The organism is Devosia pacifica (genome assembly GCF_014652635.1).
Taxonomy (GTDB): domain Bacteria; phylum Pseudomonadota; class Alphaproteobacteria; order Rhizobiales; family Devosiaceae; genus Devosia; species Devosia pacifica.
In genome coordinates, this window is record NZ_BMZE01000001.1 from 827,199 (window position 1) to 843,664 (window position 16,466).

The following is a 16,466-nucleotide window of genomic DNA, read 5'->3' on the forward strand; positions in this document are numbered from 1 at the left end:
CCGCGTGATGGTTACCGATTTCCCAACTTCATCGCGTTTTGCAAACCACTGAGGATCAGCGCAGCTTCAGTGAGCTAAGACCGATCAGCGCCAGGACGAACGAAATGATCCAGAACCGGATCACCACTTGGCTCTCTGTCCACCCCAGATGCTCGAAATGGTGGTGGATCGGGGCCATTCGGAAGACGCGCTTGCCGGTAAGACGGAACGAGGTGACTTGAACGATAACCGAAACCGTCTCAAGCACGAATAGCCCGCCAACGATCGCCAGGACGATCTCGTGCTTCGTCGCCACAGCGATCGACCCCAAAGCACCACCGAGCGCCAGTGAGCCAGTATCGCCCATGAAAATCTGGGCTGGCGGGGCGTTGAACCACAAGAAGCCCAGCCCAGCCCCGATCAGTGCACCACAGACCACGGCAAGCTCCGCCGTGCCCTCGACATGGTTAATGAGAAGATAATCCGAGAACGTCACCGAACCGACCAGATAAGCGATGAGCCCGAAGCACGCAGCAGCGACCATCACCGGCACGATCGCCAGCCCGTCCAGCCCGTCCGTCAGGTTCACAGAATTTCCGGCAGCAACAATCACGAACGCGCCGAACAGCACGAAGAACCAGCCGAGGTTTAGCGCCAGATCCTTGACGAAGGGGAACAGCAGCGCGTTGGAATACGGGCCCTCGCCAAGTTGCGCGATGAAAAAGCAGGCCACAGCTGCAATAAGCGTCTCAATCGCCAGACGCTGCTTGCCACCAAATCCCTTGTGGCTCATCCGCTTGACCTTGAGGAAGTCGTCGTAAAAGCCGATGGCGCCAAACCCAACGGTCACCAGCAAGACGACCCAGACATAGCCATTGGTCAGGTTGGACCATAAAAGGGTCGACGTGACGACCCCGGCGAGGATCATCAGCCCTCCCATGGTCGGCGTGCCCTTCTTGGTCAGGATGTGCCCGGCCGGGCCATCCTCTCGGATCGGCTGGCCATGCCCCTGCCGCAGCCTCAGCATCGCGATCATCCCCGGCCCAAACATGAACACGAAGAACAGCGCCGTTATCACGGCACCCGCGGTGCGAAAGGTGATGTATCGGAACACATTGAACGCGACCAGCGTGTCACCCAACTGGCCGAGGAAATAGAGCATGCGTTCAGGTCCTAATCGGGGCCAGCGTTATCCGAATCGTGCGCGAATGGCCTCGACCATCCGCCCAAGTCCAACGCCGTTTGACCCTTTGACCATAACTGCGTCGCCATAGGCAAGACTGTCGAGCAATGGCGTGATCAACTCCCCGACCGAGTGTGCGTGTCCGGCAACGCCTGATGGGCCGATTACGTCGGCAAGAGCCTGCATGTGCCGGCCTACAAGATAGACAGCATCGGGATTGGCTGCAGCCAGCGGGTGCTGAAGATCGCGGTGCATCTGCGCGCTGTGTGCGCCAAGCTCCAACATGTCGCCAAGTACGACGATCTTGCGGCCGCCCGGCGGTGTGAGGTCTCGAAACACTTCGAGAGCCGCCGACATGGAGGCCAGATTGGCGTTATAGCTCTCGTCGACGAGCACAAGCTTTGCCTCTGCCGGCCCCAGCAGAAACCGCTGCCCCCGCCCCTCGGGCGCGCCGAACGATTGCAGAGCCTCGGCTGCAGCGCCGATTTCGGCCCCGCAAAGCGCCGAGGCCGCAAGAGCTGCGGCCGCGTTGCTGGCCATATGTCGGCCTGCGGCGCCAATGCGCAGCCGATGGTCGACACCATGGTGCCGAACCGTCAGTTCAGACCCTGCTTCATCCTGTGCATAATCAGTGATCTGCCAGTCGCTACCTTGCGCGAATCCGTAGGTCACGACGTTGTCGACCTCGGCGCGCGAAGCCTCTGCCAGAAGAATGTCGCGCTGATCGTGATCGATATTGATGAGGACGGCGCCACCCGGCACCACGCCCGAAAAAATCTCGGCCTTGGCTCTGGCGATCGCCTCGATGGACCCGAGATTTTCGATATGCGCAGGCGCAATGGTCGTGATCACCGCAACATGCGGGCGCACCTGCTGCACCAGCGGCGTTATCTCGCCGGCATGGTTCATCCCGATCTCAAAAACGCCATAGGCCGTATCGCGGGGCATACGCGCCAGCGTCAACGGCACGCCCCAATGGTTGTTGAAGCTGCGTACCCCGGCATGTGTCGCGCCCGAGCCCGACAAGGCGATCCTGATCGCCTCCTTGGTCGTTGTTTTGCCGACACTGCCGGTGACCGCAACGATTTTGGCCACGCTGCGCTCCCGCGCGTAACGGCCCAACGCTACCAGGCCCTCAAGGGCATCCGGCACTACGATCAGCGGACTGTCGACACTGTCGGCCCGGTCCGCCGACACCAGCGCTGCCGCAGCGCCACGCTGTACGGCATCATCCACGAAATCATGCCCGTCAAACCGATCACCCGAGATCGCGACGAATAGTGCGCCCTCGGACAAATCGCGGGAATCTATGGAGATGGACCCAATCCCAGAGCGCTCGACGCGGCGCGCCTCGCCGCTCGTGGCTGCAACGATTTCGTCGATCGAATAGAGCGGGCTCACGCGCTTGCCTTGATGGCCTCGGCTATAACCTCGTGGTCCGAGAAGTGGTGCTTCGTCGTGCCGATGATCTGATAGTCTTCGTGACCCTTGCCGGCCACCAGAACCACATCACCCGGCTGCATTTCAGCGATGGCGGCCATGATCGCCTCACGGCGGTCGCCAATTTCCCGGGCCCCATGCGCGGCGGCCAGAATTTCTTTGCGGATGGCGGCAGGATCTTCGGTACGCGGATTGTCATCGGTGATGATGACGTTATCGGCCTGTTGAACTGCAATCTCGCCCATCATCGGCCTTTTGCCCTTGTCCCGGTCTCCGCCCGCCCCGAAGACGACATGCAGGCGATTGGTGGCGTAAGGCTGCAGGGCCTCCAGGGCATATTGCAGCGCTACCGGCTTGTGCGAATAGTCGACGAACACGGCCCCACCATTGTGCTCGGCCACCAGTTCAAGACGGCCCTTGGCACCGGTCAGCCGCTCAAGAGCTGGAAAGGCGTCCGCCTTGTCGACACCCGTTGACATCGCCAGCGCCGCCGCGACCAGCGCGTTCGACACCTGAAACTCACCAGTCAAGGGAAGGAAGAACTCGTGTTTCTCCCCGACATGGCGCACTTCGACCCTCTGGCCATACCCTTTGGGTTCGATCTTGATGATCTCGAGATAAGCGCCTTCGCGCCCGACAGTCAGCAGCGTCGAGCCACGCCCGAGGGCCGAGAACATGAATGGCTCGTGTGACGGATCGTCGACATTGACCACGGCAGCGCCGCCGTCGACCAGAAGCTGATCAAAGAGGCGCAGCTTGGCGTCGCGATAGGCATCCATATCCTCGTGATAATCGAGGTGGTCACGGCTCAGATTGGTAAAAGCGACCGCCTCGAAATAGATGCCGTCGAGCCTACGCTGGTCCAGCCCGTGGCTTGAGGCCTCGAGCGCCACGTAATTCACCCCTTGAGCCCGCAACGCGCGCAGGTTCTGGTGCAAGGTGCGCGCATCCGGCGTGGTGAGATTGCCGGGGCGGAGACCACGCCGCGTCTCGACGCCGAGAGTGCCGATACTGCCACTCATAAGACCCGAGTAGTCCCAGATCTGCCGTACAAACGAAGCCACAGAGGACTTGCCGTTCGTGCCGGTAACGGCAACCACCACATCCGGCTGCGGATCATATACGCGCGATGCGGCGCGCGCATAAGCCGCGCGGACATCCGCAACCTTGATCACGGGAATGCCGACATCACCAACCGGATCACGATCGCTGACTATTGCAAGCGCACCGCGGGCAACGGCTTCCTCGACATGGTCGATGCCGTGCGCTTTAACGCCCGGAAGCGCGAAAAACACGTCACCGGGTTCGAGCAGGCGACTATCCGATTGAATGCCAAAAACCGGCGCCAGGCCTTTCTTGGGCCGGGCGCCCGAGCCTTCGAGCAGTTGCGTTACGCTTAAGGACACAAACGGTCTCCCAATTCTGACTGCCTAGCGCAGCTGTGGCGGCACAAGGTTGGTGTCAACGGCGGTGCTGAAATCGGGAGCGACACCCAACATGGGGGCGATGCGCTTGATCACGCGCCCGGTCATTTCACCCGCATTCCAGCCGGCGGTCGTGCCGGATTGCGGGTTTTCCCGCTGCGGTTCGTCCACCATCATCACCATTGCATAGCGCGGATTATCCAGCGGGAAAACCGACGCGAATATGTTCAGAACCTTCGAGGAGGAATAGCGACCATCGACAACTTTTTCCGCGGTTCCGGTCTTGCCGCCGGCGCGATATCCCTCCGCAATATCGTCCATGCGGCTGCCCGACCCTTCGAGTGCGTTGAGCCGCATCAGATACCGCACTGCATCGCTGGTTTGCTCTGAGATGACGGGCCTGTAGAGCGACTGCGCCTCCTCGGAGGAGCGATGATAAAGCGTCGGGGTGATGTAGTTGCCACCGTTCGTGAACGCAGAAACGGCGGTTGCCATGTGCAAAGGGCTGACGCTCAGGCCATGCCCGAACGATGCCGTCGCCGCACCCACTTCGGAAAATTCCTTCGGCACGACCGGATCGCGCATTTCCGGCAGTTCGAACGGAACCCGCTTGTCGAAGCCAAGCTCGGTGAGGAAGGCGCGGAAATTGTCCTTCCCCCACTGCTGCATGATCCGGATCGTCCCGATATTGGAAGAGTACTTGTAGACCTCGGGAAGGCTGAGGATGCGGTGCTTGCCATGAAAGTCGTCGATCGTATAACGGCCAAAACGGACACCGTAACGGGCATCAAACTGGTCGGTGATGGCAACTCTCGAACTGTCGAGTGCACCCGCCAGTGTCACCGTCTTGAACGTCGAACCAAGCTCGAAAATACCCGAGGTTATGCGATTGAAGCTGCCTTTTTCGAGTGCTGTGGCCGGCTCGTTGGGATCGAAATCCGGCAAAGACGCCATACCCAGCACCTCGCCTGTGTGGATGTCGAGAATCACGCCGGCTGCGGCTATCGCCTGGTAGCGCTCCATCGCGTCCACGAGCTGTTCATGCAGCACATGTTGCACCCGCATGTCGATTGACAGAGAAACCGGTGCCAGCGCGTTGCCGCGCGCAAGTCCCAGCTCCTGCAGCAATGCCACGTTCTCGCGGTCCATATGCATCTCGATGCCGGCAATACCCTGATTGTCGACATTAACCGATCCTAGGACATGCGATGCCTCACGTCCGGCGGGATAGAAGCGTTTGGATTCCGTGATGAAATCGATGCCGGGAATACCGAGGCGCATGACACGCTGTTCGATCGCAGGCGTCAGCTCGCGCTTGATCCAGACAAACCCTTCGTCACCTGTCAAACGGTCACGCAGCCACTTGGGATCGAGATCGGGCATCACTGTCAACAGGCTCTCGGCGGCCTGATCTACATCGATGATCCGTCTCGGCTCGGCGTAGAGCGACGGCACACGGATGTCGACGGCCATCTCGGCGCCGTTGCGGTCGAGAATAGGCGGGCGGGTTGCCTGAATGACATCGCGCGCCTGCCCTTCGATTCGGGTATCGGTCTCCACCATCCCCAATTGCACAAGGCGGCCGCCCACAACGACGAACCCGAGAACGATTGCCAGCAGCATCCAGCGGATACGGCCTTGCGTCAGGCTGCCACGTACCTTTCGCGTGCCATCGATTGCAATCTGCGGACCACCGGCCGTAGCGAGCGCCATCAGTCGATCTCCTCGAGAAGGGCACCAATCGGATCAACACCCACTTCCAGCGCCTGGAACAGGGCATCCATTGCATGCGCATCGGGCTTTGCCGGGCGCATGGGAAGGTCGGTGAAGCGGCCGAACTGCTCGGGTTCCACCTCAGCCAGTTGAAGCGTTTCCTGATGGCGGATGACCACCGGCTCGATATGCCCGGGCTGGGTCAGAACAGCCCAATCGGCCTTCAGCATCGACAATTCGGCTTCCTGATCGGAGATATGGCTTTCCAGCCGACTTATCTGCGTCGCCTCGTGCTGAATAGCGAACTTGAGGGCATAAACACCGGTAAATGCCAATCCGCATACCACCAACAGAACTGCGTTGAGCGTCTTGATCATGTGAGGCCTCGCGCTACCGGAACTCCAAGACCGGCATAGTCCACTGCCCGCGCTTCGACCCCGGTTCGCACGGCGGTACGCAGCGTTGCGGAGCGCGCACGCGGGTTCATCTGCAGCTCTTCGCGACCGGGCTTTTGTGGCTTTGCGACATCCTCCCAGCGGGACGCGACGGGCTCGGCCTGCGGCAGGTGCCGCGATTGCTGCCCAGCCGTCTTGCTGGAATCAAGGAAGCGCTTGACGATGCGATCTTCGAGCGAATGAAACGTCACGACGGCCAGCCGTCCTCCCTGCTTGAGCAGACGCTCGGCAGCGAACAAACCTTCAACCAGTTCATCGAACTCGCGGTTGACCGCAATGCGCAGCGCCTGGAAGCTGCGCGTGGCCGGATGATTGTCGCCTGGTTTGCGGCCGATAGCCTTCTCGACAATGCCGGCCAATCGACCGGTTGTCTCGATCCGCGCCCGCTCCCGCTCTGCGAGAATGAACTGCGCGATGCGGCGCGAACGGCGCTCCTCGCCAAAGGCAAAAAGAATATTGGCCAGGGGTTCTGCATCGAGTTCGTTCACCAGATCGGCAGCGCTTGGCCCGGTATTTCCCATGCGCATGTCGAGCGGTCCGTCTCTCATGAACGAAAACCCCCGCGCCGCATCGTCGAGCTGCATCGAGGACACGCCGATATCCAGCACCACCGCGTCGACGCGCGACGGCTCGTCAACAAGCGTGTCGAGTTCGGCAAAGCGCCCTTCGACGAAACTGAAGCGCGCGGCATGAGCCTCGGCCAATCGCTCGACATGGGGTCGCACACTCGGATCACGGTCAATGGCTACGACCTCGGCGCCAGCTTCCAGCAGCGCCTGCGAGTAACCACCGGCGCCGAACGTGCCGTCGACAACCCGCAATCCGTCGAGCGGCGACAGCGCCGCGACGACCTCATCGAGCAATACCGACATGTGCGGTGTCTGGCTGGCATGACCGGGCACTTAACGCCTGCCCATTTTTGATGCTACTCCACTACCGGCGATTGGTATGTACGCCGCCGGCGATCTCAAAGCCGCAGTGTGCCGGTCGACGCTTAAGATTCTGTTTCCCATGCGGCTTCAGCATCGGAAAACTCTCGCTCAAAGCACCTGCGAAGCTGTTTCAGTGGTCGCCAGCCTATTGCGGTTCCCCGGCTTTCAGGCGATCTAGGAGCAACAGAGACTGTGATGAGCCAGCATGCCGATTTCCAATACGACAGTTGTTCGTGCCACCGCCGCTCTACTGCTTGCGGGGCTGATCGCCCTTCTCGCAATCGTCGGCACAACGATATGGCTGGTTGAACGTACGCAGACCTATTTCAACGAGGTGGTCGAGGCACGCGAAGCCCGCACCGCCACTACGGAACTGCGCTCGGCACTTCAGGACCTCGAGATCGGTCAGCGTGGCTACATGCTCACGCTCGAGGAACAGTATCTCGAGCCCTACGAAGCTGCGATGCAAAGAGTGCTGCCGGCCCTATCGCGTTTGGAGGGTGCGCTTTCCCAATATCCGCAGGCTGAACAACCGCTGGCGGCGCTTCGCGTGGGAATCGAGCAAAAGCTCGAGGAAGCCCTGACGACGATCGAGTTGACGCGCGAAGGAGAGCTCGAAGAAGCGATCACGCTCGTCAAGACCGACGAGGGCAAGGAGATCATGGACTCGGCGCGCGAACTGTTCAGCGCCATCATATCGGCGGCCGATGAGCGACTGAACCAAGGCGTTATCGACCAGCGCAATGCGGCCAACGCTCTGCGGCTGGTGACAATATTGGGCGCCCTCGTCATCCTCGCCGTGGTTGGCGGATCTGTTTGGACGGTGTTGAACTACACACGTGAGCTCGTCAGCACGCGGCGAGAGCTGGAAACAACGAATATACGACTCGAGGAGCGTGTCGCCGACCGTACCAGCGAACTATCGCGCGCCAGCGAAGAGGTGCAGCGCTTCGCCTATATTGTTACCCATGATCTGCGTGCACCGCTGGTCAATATCATGGGTTTTACCAGCGAGCTTGAAGCCAGCATTGCCCCGATCCAGAGCTATTTGAAGTCGGTAGAACCAACCGACGACCCGAACGAGAAGGAGGCCCGTCTTGCCGCCGAAGACGATGTCCCCGAGGCTCTTCGCTTCATCAGAAGCTCGACGCGCAAGATGGATGGTCTGATCAACGCCATTCTTAAGATCTCGCGCGATGGTCGCAGACCCGTCCGGCCGGAAGAGATTGAGCTTTCGGACCTTCTCGAGGTGGTAACATCGTCTATCCACCACCAGGTTGCCGAGCAAGGTGGTGAGATCGAGGTCGAGCCGGACCTGCCCTCTCTTGTCTCGGACCGGCTTGCGCTCGAACAGATTTTCGGCAATCTGCTTGACAACGCCGTGAAATATGCCGATCCGGAGCGTCCCTTGCGCGTGCATATCACCGCCAATCAGGCTCCAGGAAATCGCATCCTCATCGATGTGGAAGACAATGGCCGCGGTATCGCGGCGGAGGATCATGAACGGGTCTTCGAGCTGTTCCGGCGTTCAGGTGCGCAAAGTCAGGCTGGCGAGGGGATCGGCCTCGCCCATGTGCGCACCCTGGTCCGCAACCTCGGTGGCGACATCACAGTAGAATCTGAACTCGGTCGAGGTACGACGTTCCGCGTCGCTCTTGCCCGTGACCTCAGTGCCATAGTCAGGAGTAACGCCGCATGAATACCCAGGCCCAGGCCGTCAGTATCGTTATGATCGAGGACGATGAAGGCCACGCGCGGCTCATCGAAAAGAACATTCGTCGCGCCGGCGTCGCCAACGAGATCATTCCGTTTGTCGATGGTACGAGCGCCCTCAACTACATGTTCGGTGAAGACAGATCAGGACAGGTCAGCGCCTCGCGACACCTGCTGGTGCTGCTAGACCTAAACCTGCCCGACATGACCGGGGTCGCCATTCTCGAAAAGATCAAGAACAACGTCCATACCCGCCGCACGCCCGTCGTTGTGTTGACGACGACCGACGACGAGCGGGAGATTCAGCGTTGTTATGATCTCGGCGCGAACGTCTATATCACCAAGCCAGTCGACTATGACGGGTTTGCCAACGCCATTCGACAGCTCGGCATGTTCTTTTCTGTCATGCAGGTGCCGGAAACCGACTAGTGATGCCGAACCGTCCGATCAAGGTTCTTTATATCGACGATGACCCCGGACTGGCCCGGCTGGTTCAGCGTACGCTTGAGCGGCGCGGCTATGGTGTCGAGCATGTCGATAACGCCGAAGCCGGCCTTGCGCGGATACGTGAAGGCGGGATCGACGTCGTGGGCCTTGACCATTACCTTCCGGTCGGCACCGGCCTCGACGTGCTGGCAGAGCTCAAGGACGCACCCGGCGCACCGCCCGTCGTCTACGTCACCGGCTCGGCAGAAACCGCGGTGGCCGTCTCCGCGCTCAAGGCCGGTGCATTCGACTACGTGTCGAAAAGCATTGCGGACGATTTTCTTGAACTGTTGGGCAGCACCATCGATCAGGCCGTGGAGCGTGCCCGGCTGATGCGTGCCAAGGAGCGAGCCGAGGCGGAACTGGTGGAAGCCAAGGACCGCGCCGAGCTACTGCTGCGCGAGGTAAACCATCGCGTTGCCAACAGTCTGTCGATGGTCGCCGCGATGGTGCGCATGCAGGCTCATGCTGTCTCTGAGGCCGCCGCGAAAGACGCCCTGGCCGAAACACAGGCGCGAATTTCCGCGATCTCAGGCGTTCATCGTCGCCTTTATACCTCGGACGATGTTCGGTTCGTCGATGCTGGCGAGTATCTGACCGGGCTTATCGAAGAACTACAGACCTCGATCTCCGCCGAAGGTTCGAATGCCAGACTTCTTCTCGACCTGCAGGCCATCCGCATCCCCACGGATAAGGCCGTCTCGGTAGGCGTGATCGCCACCGAGCTGGTCACTAACGCCTTCAAATACGCGTACCCCGATGGCGAGGAGGGCGAAGTGCGCATTCTGCTCAATCGTCAAGGCGATGGCGTTGCGCATCTCATCATCGAGGATGATGGCGTCGGCTGGAGCGACGACAAACCTATTCAGGGTACCGGGCTTGGCACGAGGCTCATCAAGTCGATGGCCACCAACATTGGATCCACCGTGTCCTACGCCGCGAAAGACAAGGGCACGCGCGCCATACTGAGCATCGAACTCTGATCAGTAGTGAGGCGGGGGTCGCTCGACCGCCCCCTCGGCTCGGGCAGAGATTTCAGCTTCGGCCACTTCTTCCTCAAGCTGAGAGAGTTTCCTCTTTAGCGCATCGATGGTCCGCCATTGCTCGGAAAGCGCCTTGTTGAGATCGTCGATCGTCTGCTCTTGATAGGCCACGCGAACCTCAAGCCCTTCGAGCCTCGCTTCGATATCCCCGCTCACATTTCACCCCGCGATGATTGTTCGACAAGTCTGCTGTCGAGCAGGTCGCCGTTCTGCGACAGGATTGGATACGCAACGCTCGCGAACAACGAATTGATGGTCTTGAGTGCACGTACCGTTTCCAGATGAATATTGCTGGTCTCGATGCTTTGCGCAGCGCCATCCCTCAGGCGCTGCAAGTGCCCCACCGCGCTTGCCCGCTCTGCCGAACGCATCGCATCCTTTTCCTCGAGCAGCAGCCGGGCTGATTCCGGGTCCTCGGACATCAACACGTTGAGCGCCAATTGCATATTCTGCATCACCCGATAATGCAGCTCGTTGAGTTCGCGCCAACCGGCGGCGGAGAACTTCAAGTTCTGGTCGCGGCGGGTTTCTGCAAGCTTCACCAGCGTCTTCGAGATGGCGTCGCCAACATATTCGAGATTTATCGCGAAATTCGCCAGCTCCTGCCCGCGGCGCGCCTCGTCACGCATATCTTCAGGGTAGCTGATCTGGGCCAGATACAGCTTGATATCGGACTGTGCCCGATCAACCGCTTCCTCAAGCTTCTTGACCTGCTTGATTTGAACGGGATCACCCGTTTCGTAGAGATCCATCATCGGCGTGATCATCCGTTCGATGATCTCTGCCATGCGCAGCAACTCGCGCTTCGCACTGGCCAGCGCCAGCGTCGGCTGAGATATCACGGACCGGTCGAGCCGACTGCTCGTCAGCACCAGCTGCGCTTCCTCTGGCTGCTCGTGTTCAGGGATCAGCCGCGACACCAGCCGGCTCATCAGCCCGGTCAGTGGCAGGCAGAGCGCCAGCAGGAGCGCGTTAAAGGCAAGGTGCAGATTGATCATCTGTCGCGCTGTCTCGCCGCCCAAGAGCGTGAGCGAAGGCTGCAGGTAGTGATAGACAAGAAGTCCAGCTACAGCGAACGAGCCCCTGAACACCAGATTGCCGAGTGCGATGCGGCGCGCTGCGACGACGCTGTTGCGGGTCAGGCCCATCGCGATCAGCCCACCGCCGACATTTGCGCCGAGAATAAGCGACACGCCAAGCTCTGAGGGCACCAGCCCCTGCACCGCGAACGTTGCGAAGAGCAATATTGCGGCCACACTCGAGTGGACAAGCCAGGTGAATGCTGCAGCTATCAGAAACGCAGTGACGAAATCACTCGCCAGATAACCGACTACGCCCGGCAGCAACGCCGATGCCCGCAACGGCTCCGTCGCTTCTCCAATCATCTGCAATGAGACGAGGATGAGCGCGATCCCCATGAGGATCCGACCACCCTGTCGGAATTTGCGGGAACCGCCCCTGAAGAATGCCCAACCGCCCGCAACCAGCAAGAGCGGCACAAGCCAGGTCAGTTCTACCGAAAGAATTTGAACGACGAGCGCAGATCCAAGATCCGCCCCCAGCATCAGCGTCAATCCCGTCGCAAGTGTCAGCGTTCCAGCGGCAGCGAACCCGGCTGCCAGCATTGCTACCGCTGTTGAGCTCTGCAGCAGCACAGCAATCGCCGCGCCGATGGCAGCCGCGCGCAGGCCACCGCCGCCGTTCCGTCGCAAGAGCCTTTTCAGTGCAGGTTGCTGACTGCGCTCGACGCCGGTCCGGACCATGCGAACGGCCCACAATAGTAAAGTAATGGCGCCAGCCAGATGCAAGAGCACGAGATAAAGGTTCATTTGCGCGGATACACCTCACAGAATTTGGAAAGAACGACAGGCGCCGATTTGAGAACCTGCGTACTACCGAAAGCGAAAGATGTAACAATAGTTCCGCTAGCGCAGCCTTGGCCAGAAAAAGCCGACACGCTGACGGTAGGATGCGTACTCACCCGACATCGGCGTCGCCGCGAAGTTGTTCTCCTCCATGCGCGCAGCCCGCACATAAAGAGCGATGACCACCACAAGACCGATCAGCGACCATGCGGACCACGTCGCAATAGACCAGCCTGTCCAAAAGACGATGTAGGAAACATAGAACGGGTGCCGGACAAACCGGTATGGCCCGCTCTCGACGAGCCCGTGAGGGTGTTCCGGATCAAACACGAACTTCAGCCGGGCCTTGCGAGACGACATGATCGCCCAGACGAATAGCAACCCGCTCGCAATTTCGATCGCGATACCGAGAATTTGAGCCCAGGCAGGCTGCGGCAACAGCCATGTCAGCGCCAGCAGGACAATGGTGTTGGCCGTCACGATCAATGCGATGACCAATGCCCCGCGCGGCATCCCCTCCGAGGCGAAATGTCCCCGGACTGACCACATATAAGCACCGACAATTACGGCACTAACGAGTGTTACGAAAAGATCGAGTGTCATGCATCGGTCCGTTGCTGGGTCGGAATCGATCCGACATTACAACACTTGCTTAACCGAAACCTGAAACTCCCAGTATATCTTTCGGGCCTAGTATGAGTTCCTGATGGTGAGGTTACTCATGCACGCGAAGGCAACATATTTCGATACGCGCGTTGGCCGGATAGCGGTACACGATACACTCGTGGATCGTCCGCCACTGTTGATGCTTCACGGACTGGGCAGTGATGGCCTCGTGTTCCAGCGTCAGTTCGCAAGCCCGCTGGCGGATCATTTCAGACTGATCGCCTTCGACCTGCCCGGCCACGGACAGTCCGATGACTGTGAAGATGTAGACCAGGCATACACTTTACCGGCGCTCGCAGAGCTGACGGCCGCTGTACTTGAGGCCAGCGGCATCAAACGCGTTGCGGTCTTCGGCTGGTCAATTGGCGGACACATCGCGATTGAGCTGATGAGCCGGCACCCGGAAATGCTCTCAGGGGTGATGATATCAGGTGCGGCGCCCATCGGACGCGGTCCGGTCGCCGCATTGAAAGGTTTTCAGGCTCACTGGGACATGCTTCTCGCATCCAAGGCAGTTTACACCAGCAAGGATGCGGAGCGCTTTGCGCGCCTGTGCTTCAAGGATGGCGCCACACCCGACGACGTTGCAGCGGTTCTTCGTGCTGATGGGGCGATGCGCACGCGGGTGAACCGCAGTCTGATGCGCGGAGAAGGCGCCAACCAGAAGACCGTTGTTCAGACCTCCCCCATACCGCTCGCCGTCGTGAACGGCTCGGATGAACCTGTGGTGCGGCTACGTTACCTCGCCGGTCTGCAATATCGCAATCTTTGGGAGGGCATGTGCCATATCCTGCCCGACGCAGGACACGCGCCCTTCCGCAACAGGCCGTATGCCTTCAACACGCTGTTGCACCGTTTCGCCGCAGAGGTCGCTATCCACGAACGCGCAACGCCGCCCGTCGAGCTGCATCGGCGCGCCTGATCAGCGCCGACGGTTCAAGCGCACCCAGATCCCGCCTTGCGGCCGCAGTGTAATCGAGGGCAGGAACTTCACCGGCCGGTCGGTCAGGCGCTCGACATCGAAACGCTGCACGATGGTCGCCAGCAACAGCATCGCCTCCATCATCGCGAACCGATTGCCGATGCACACGCGCGGCCCACCGCCAAATGGGAAGTATGCGAAGCGAGGCAGCTTGCGGCGGAAATCGCCCGCCCACCGCTCCGGCTTGAAACTCAAAGGGTCTTCAAAATTGCGCGCATCACGCTGCGTCACCCAAGGGCTGAGGATCACAGTGGTCCCCTTTGGCACGTGATATGCGCCAAGTCGTACATCCTCCCGGGCCTCGCGCCCGATTGCCCAGCCGGGGGGCAAGAGCCGCAAAATCTCGATGACCGCATGCTCGGTCTCGACAAGATTCGGCAAGTCTTCGTGGGTGACGGACCGATCGCCGACAACGCGCTTCACCTCGGCGGCGATCCGGTCCTGAATGTCCCGATGCTGGCCGAGCAGATGGAAACCCCAGGCAATGCTGAGTGCCGATGTTTCGTAACCGGCAAGCAGCATGTTGCAGATTTCGTCGCGCAACTGCTTGTCGGATAGCGCCTGCCCGTTCTCATCACGCGCGCCCATCAGCAACGCCAGAAACCCGCTTTCAGCGCCTTTGCCCGCACGGTTCTCGGCAATGATGCGGTAGACCATCTTTTCGATGAAATCGATGCCGCGCCGATAGCGTATGTGACCCGGCAGCGGCACGACGTCGGGAATGACGACCGGTCGGGAGAACCGCGCGGCCACTTCGTCGATCACCCAGTATGCGGCCTTCTCCATGTCATCGAGATAGTCGGACACATCGGCATCGAGCAGCGTCTGCGCGGCGATCAAGAGCCCCAGCGCCATCATCTCGCGGTGCATGTCGATGACCGCACCATCCTCGAAGGCACCGATATGCTTTTCGGCAATGGAGACCATATGCGGTGCATAGCTCTCGAGCGGTCGCGTGGCGAATGCCGGTGCCGCCAGTTTCCGCTGGCGCTGCCACTCGGAATCTTCCGCGGTGAACAGGCCGTTGCCCAAAAGCGCGCTGAGCTGGCGCCAGAACACCCGGTTCTTGGTAAACTTGGTGTGCTGCTTGACCAGAACCTGCTCGATAAGATCCGGATTGTTGACGAGGATTGCTGGAAAGGTCGCCAGCCGCAGCGCGGTGACATCCCCATGCTCGCGCGCACTGCGTTCCAGAAATCCGAGCGTGTCGCGCCCCATCTCCAGCATATGTCCAAGAACCGGAAGGCCCTTTGGGCCAGTCGGTGTGATTGCCTGTTCGTGCGAAGGCGCTTCGACTGCCGTCATTTCCGACCCGCTGGGATTATGTGTGGCCTCAGCAAGTAGTGGCCTGTTCGCCGAAGCAATACAAGCCGAAGGTGAACGCCAGTTGACCTGTAAGCCGGGTTCTGTAAGGCCCGCATCGAAATGCGGACGCGGCGGCCATTCATCTGCGACGCCCGTTGCCGGACGCCTGGTGCAACCAACCCGGATGACAGGCCATGAAACCGGCTGGAGCGAACTCCGCGTCATCCCTATTTGGTTTTGCTCCCGGTGGGGTTTACCGTGCGACGTCTGTTACCAGACGACCGGTGCGCTCTTACCGCACCCTTTCACCCTTACCGCGACGCATCGCGGCGGTTTGCTTTCTGTGGCACTTTCCCTGAGGTCACCCTCGCCGGACGTTATCCGGCACCGTGTTTCAATGGAGCCCGGACTTTCCTCTCCCGAAAGAGCGGCCGCCCGGTCAACTGGCCGGGGTGCTTTACGGACCCGGGAGGCCTTCCGTCAATCCTGCTCTGCGCTGATCAGGCGCTGCTGCGGCTTCATGATCGCGTTATACGCAAGATTGATGCTGGTCATTCGCTGCGTCGCCGAATCGATCATCTCCTCGGGCACCCCTTTGGCAATCAGCCTGTCTGGGTGGTGTTCCGCCACCAAGAGCCGGTAGACGCGACGAACTTCTGCAGGCTCCGCGTCCGGCGAAAGCCCCAGCACCCGGTAAGGATCGAGACCCTTGTCGAGCCGCACGTGCTGTTCCGCGATCTGCTCGAACCGCGCTTCGTCGAACCCGAATATGTCGCTGACAGCCTGCACGTATTCCAGCTCTGCCTCATGAACGATCCCGTCGGCCGTGGCGATGTGAAAAAGCGCATCGAGTACGTGCTCGAGCGTGTCCGGACTGTCGTGGAAGAACCGGGCAATCTTGCGTGCATAGGCCTGGTAGCCGGCAACGTCCTGCTTCGCCAGATCGAACACGCGCTGCACATGCTCCTCCTGGCCTTTCGTCACCTCCACAGTGGCTCTGAAAGCACGCTCCTCGGAGGCAGTCACGGCACCGTCGGCCACCGCCATTTTCGCGGCAAGTGCGATCAGCGCCAGCGTGAACGCGGCGTCGCGCCCGCCGGGGAGCCAGGTGTCTGGATCTAGGATGTTCAGCAGCGAGCCTGCAAGTCCCGTCCGTTCGCGCGGCGACCCGATCAGCTCCGCCAGCCTCGACCAGACATCGCTGCCGGCACGCGTTTGTTCAGCTTTGCGCATCCGGACCCCCGTTCACCTCGTACCGCAACAGGATGGCTTTGCAGCGG

Annotated in this window: 15 protein-coding genes and 1 other RNA gene; 4 read left to right on the forward strand and 12 right to left on the reverse strand. The window is 60.4% G+C overall.

Annotation, left to right across the window (positions count from 1 at the left end):
* Nucleotides 1–55 precede the first annotated feature (55 nt).
* From mraY to rsmH, 6 genes are read right to left on the reverse strand one after another with little or no spacing between them, the layout of a single operon-like run.
* Nucleotides 56–1,141: a phospho-N-acetylmuramoyl-pentapeptide-transferase gene (gene mraY / locus IE127_RS04230; RefSeq protein ID WP_189423697.1), complete on the reverse strand. Its 1,086-nt coding sequence runs from the start codon at nucleotides 1,139–1,141 to the stop codon at nucleotides 56–58.
* A 27-nt stretch (nucleotides 1,142–1,168) separates the two neighbouring features.
* On the reverse strand, nucleotides 1,169–2,563 hold the full coding sequence (locus IE127_RS04235; RefSeq protein WP_189423699.1) for a UDP-N-acetylmuramoyl-tripeptide--D-alanyl-D-alanine ligase: 1,395 nt from the start codon (nucleotides 2,561–2,563) through the stop codon (nucleotides 1,169–1,171).
* Nucleotides 2,560–4,008, reverse strand: a complete 1,449-nt coding sequence (locus IE127_RS04240; RefSeq protein ID WP_189423700.1) for a UDP-N-acetylmuramoyl-L-alanyl-D-glutamate--2,6-diaminopimelate ligase — start codon at nucleotides 4,006–4,008, stop codon at nucleotides 2,560–2,562. The genes IE127_RS04235 and IE127_RS04240 overlap by 4 nt, the downstream gene beginning before the upstream one ends.
* A 24-nt stretch (nucleotides 4,009–4,032) precedes the next feature.
* Nucleotides 4,033–5,739, reverse strand: coding sequence for a peptidoglycan D,D-transpeptidase FtsI family protein (locus IE127_RS04245; RefSeq protein ID WP_189423702.1), 1,707 nt, complete (start codon nucleotides 5,737–5,739; stop codon nucleotides 4,033–4,035).
* A complete protein-coding gene (gene ftsL, locus IE127_RS04250; RefSeq protein ID WP_189423704.1) occupies nucleotides 5,739–6,116 on the reverse strand; it encodes a cell division protein FtsL in 378 nt (125 codons plus the stop codon). Before ftsL ends, IE127_RS04245 begins: the two co-directional genes overlap by 1 nt.
* Complete coding sequence (rsmH, locus tag IE127_RS04255) at nucleotides 6,113–7,066, reverse strand: 16S rRNA (cytosine(1402)-N(4))-methyltransferase RsmH (protein ID WP_189423706.1); 954 nt, start codon at nucleotides 7,064–7,066, stop codon at nucleotides 6,113–6,115. Before rsmH ends, ftsL begins: the two co-directional genes overlap by 4 nt.
* A gap of 265 nt (nucleotides 7,067–7,331) precedes the next feature.
* Here rsmH and IE127_RS04260 point away from each other — a divergent pair, with 265 nt between their 5' ends.
* The 3 genes from IE127_RS04260 to IE127_RS04270 are packed head-to-tail and all read left to right on the forward strand — an operon-like array spanning nucleotide 7,332 to nucleotide 10,308.
* A complete protein-coding gene (locus IE127_RS04260) occupies nucleotides 7,332–8,825 on the forward strand; it encodes a sensor histidine kinase (RefSeq protein ID WP_189423708.1) in 1,494 nt (497 codons plus the stop codon).
* Nucleotides 8,822–9,268, forward strand: a complete 447-nt coding sequence (locus IE127_RS04265) for a response regulator (protein WP_244639923.1) — start codon at nucleotides 8,822–8,824, stop codon at nucleotides 9,266–9,268. Before IE127_RS04260 ends, IE127_RS04265 begins: the two co-directional genes overlap by 4 nt.
* Before the next feature lie 2 nt (nucleotides 9,269–9,270).
* Nucleotides 9,271–10,308, forward strand: coding sequence for a response regulator (locus IE127_RS04270; RefSeq protein WP_189423710.1), 1,038 nt, complete (start codon nucleotides 9,271–9,273; stop codon nucleotides 10,306–10,308).
* On the opposite strand, the gene IE127_RS04275 is transcribed toward IE127_RS04270, so the two are convergent.
* The 3 genes from IE127_RS04275 to IE127_RS04285 form a co-directional block, all read right to left on the reverse strand.
* Nucleotides 10,309–10,524: a SlyX family protein gene (locus IE127_RS04275; protein ID WP_189423712.1), complete on the reverse strand. Its 216-nt coding sequence runs from the start codon at nucleotides 10,522–10,524 to the stop codon at nucleotides 10,309–10,311.
* Nucleotides 10,521–12,197, reverse strand: coding sequence for a Na/Pi cotransporter family protein (locus IE127_RS04280; protein ID WP_189423715.1), 1,677 nt, complete (start codon nucleotides 12,195–12,197; stop codon nucleotides 10,521–10,523). The genes IE127_RS04275 and IE127_RS04280 overlap by 4 nt, the downstream gene beginning before the upstream one ends.
* Nucleotides 12,198–12,293: 96 nt before the next feature.
* Nucleotides 12,294–12,836 carry a methyltransferase family protein gene (locus IE127_RS04285; RefSeq protein ID WP_189423717.1) on the reverse strand — a complete coding sequence of 181 codons (543 nt, stop codon included), beginning with the start codon at nucleotides 12,834–12,836 and terminating at the stop codon, nucleotides 12,294–12,296.
* A 118-nt stretch (nucleotides 12,837–12,954) separates the two neighbouring features.
* Here IE127_RS04285 and IE127_RS04290 point away from each other — a divergent pair, with 118 nt between their 5' ends.
* Complete coding sequence (locus IE127_RS04290) at nucleotides 12,955–13,821, forward strand: alpha/beta fold hydrolase (RefSeq protein ID WP_189423718.1); 867 nt, start codon at nucleotides 12,955–12,957, stop codon at nucleotides 13,819–13,821.
* Here IE127_RS04290 and IE127_RS04295 read toward each other — a convergent pair whose 3' ends face one another.
* The 3 genes from IE127_RS04295 to IE127_RS04305 form a co-directional block, all read right to left on the reverse strand.
* Complete coding sequence (locus IE127_RS04295) at nucleotides 13,822–15,186, reverse strand: cytochrome P450 (RefSeq protein WP_189423720.1); 1,365 nt, start codon at nucleotides 15,184–15,186, stop codon at nucleotides 13,822–13,824.
* 74 nt (nucleotides 15,187–15,260) lie between these two features.
* Nucleotides 15,261–15,633: RNase P RNA component class A (gene rnpB / locus IE127_RS04300), an RNA gene on the reverse strand.
* 33 nt (nucleotides 15,634–15,666) lie between these two features.
* Nucleotides 15,667–16,419: a J domain-containing protein gene (locus IE127_RS04305; RefSeq protein WP_189423722.1), complete on the reverse strand. Its 753-nt coding sequence runs from the start codon at nucleotides 16,417–16,419 to the stop codon at nucleotides 15,667–15,669.
* Nucleotides 16,420–16,466: the final 47 nt, after the last annotated feature.

What these genes read in the sequence shown, in the direction of transcription:
- mraY (WP_189423697.1), bottom strand. Translation starts at nt 1,141, where the DNA reads ATGCTCTATTTCCTCGGCCAGTTGGGTGACACGCTGGTCGCGTTCAAT.
- IE127_RS04245 (WP_189423702.1), bottom strand. Translation starts at nt 5,739, where the DNA reads ATGGCGCTCGCTACGGCCGGTGGTCCGCAGATTGCAATCGATGGCACG.
- ftsL (WP_189423704.1), bottom strand. Translation starts at nt 6,116, where the DNA reads ATGATCAAGACGCTCAACGCAGTTCTGTTGGTGGTATGCGGATTGGCA.
- rsmH (WP_189423706.1), bottom strand. Translation starts at nt 7,066, where the DNA reads ATGTCGGTATTGCTCGATGAGGTCGTCGCGGCGCTGTCGCCGCTCGAC.
- IE127_RS04260 (WP_189423708.1), top strand. Translation starts at nt 7,332, where the DNA reads ATGCCGATTTCCAATACGACAGTTGTTCGTGCCACCGCCGCTCTACTG.
- IE127_RS04265 (WP_244639923.1), top strand. Translation starts at nt 8,822, where the DNA reads ATGAATACCCAGGCCCAGGCCGTCAGTATCGTTATGATCGAGGACGAT.
- IE127_RS04270 (WP_189423710.1), top strand. Translation starts at nt 9,271, where the DNA reads ATGCCGAACCGTCCGATCAAGGTTCTTTATATCGACGATGACCCCGGA.
- IE127_RS04280 (WP_189423715.1), bottom strand. Translation starts at nt 12,197, where the DNA reads ATGAACCTTTATCTCGTGCTCTTGCATCTGGCTGGCGCCATTACTTTA.
- IE127_RS04285 (WP_189423717.1), bottom strand. Translation starts at nt 12,836, where the DNA reads ATGACACTCGATCTTTTCGTAACACTCGTTAGTGCCGTAATTGTCGGT.
- IE127_RS04290 (WP_189423718.1), top strand. Translation starts at nt 12,955, where the DNA reads ATGCACGCGAAGGCAACATATTTCGATACGCGCGTTGGCCGGATAGCG.
- IE127_RS04295 (WP_189423720.1), bottom strand. Translation starts at nt 15,186, where the DNA reads ATGACGGCAGTCGAAGCGCCTTCGCACGAACAGGCAATCACACCGACT.
- IE127_RS04305 (WP_189423722.1), bottom strand. Translation starts at nt 16,419, where the DNA reads ATGCGCAAAGCTGAACAAACGCGTGCCGGCAGCGATGTCTGGTCGAGG.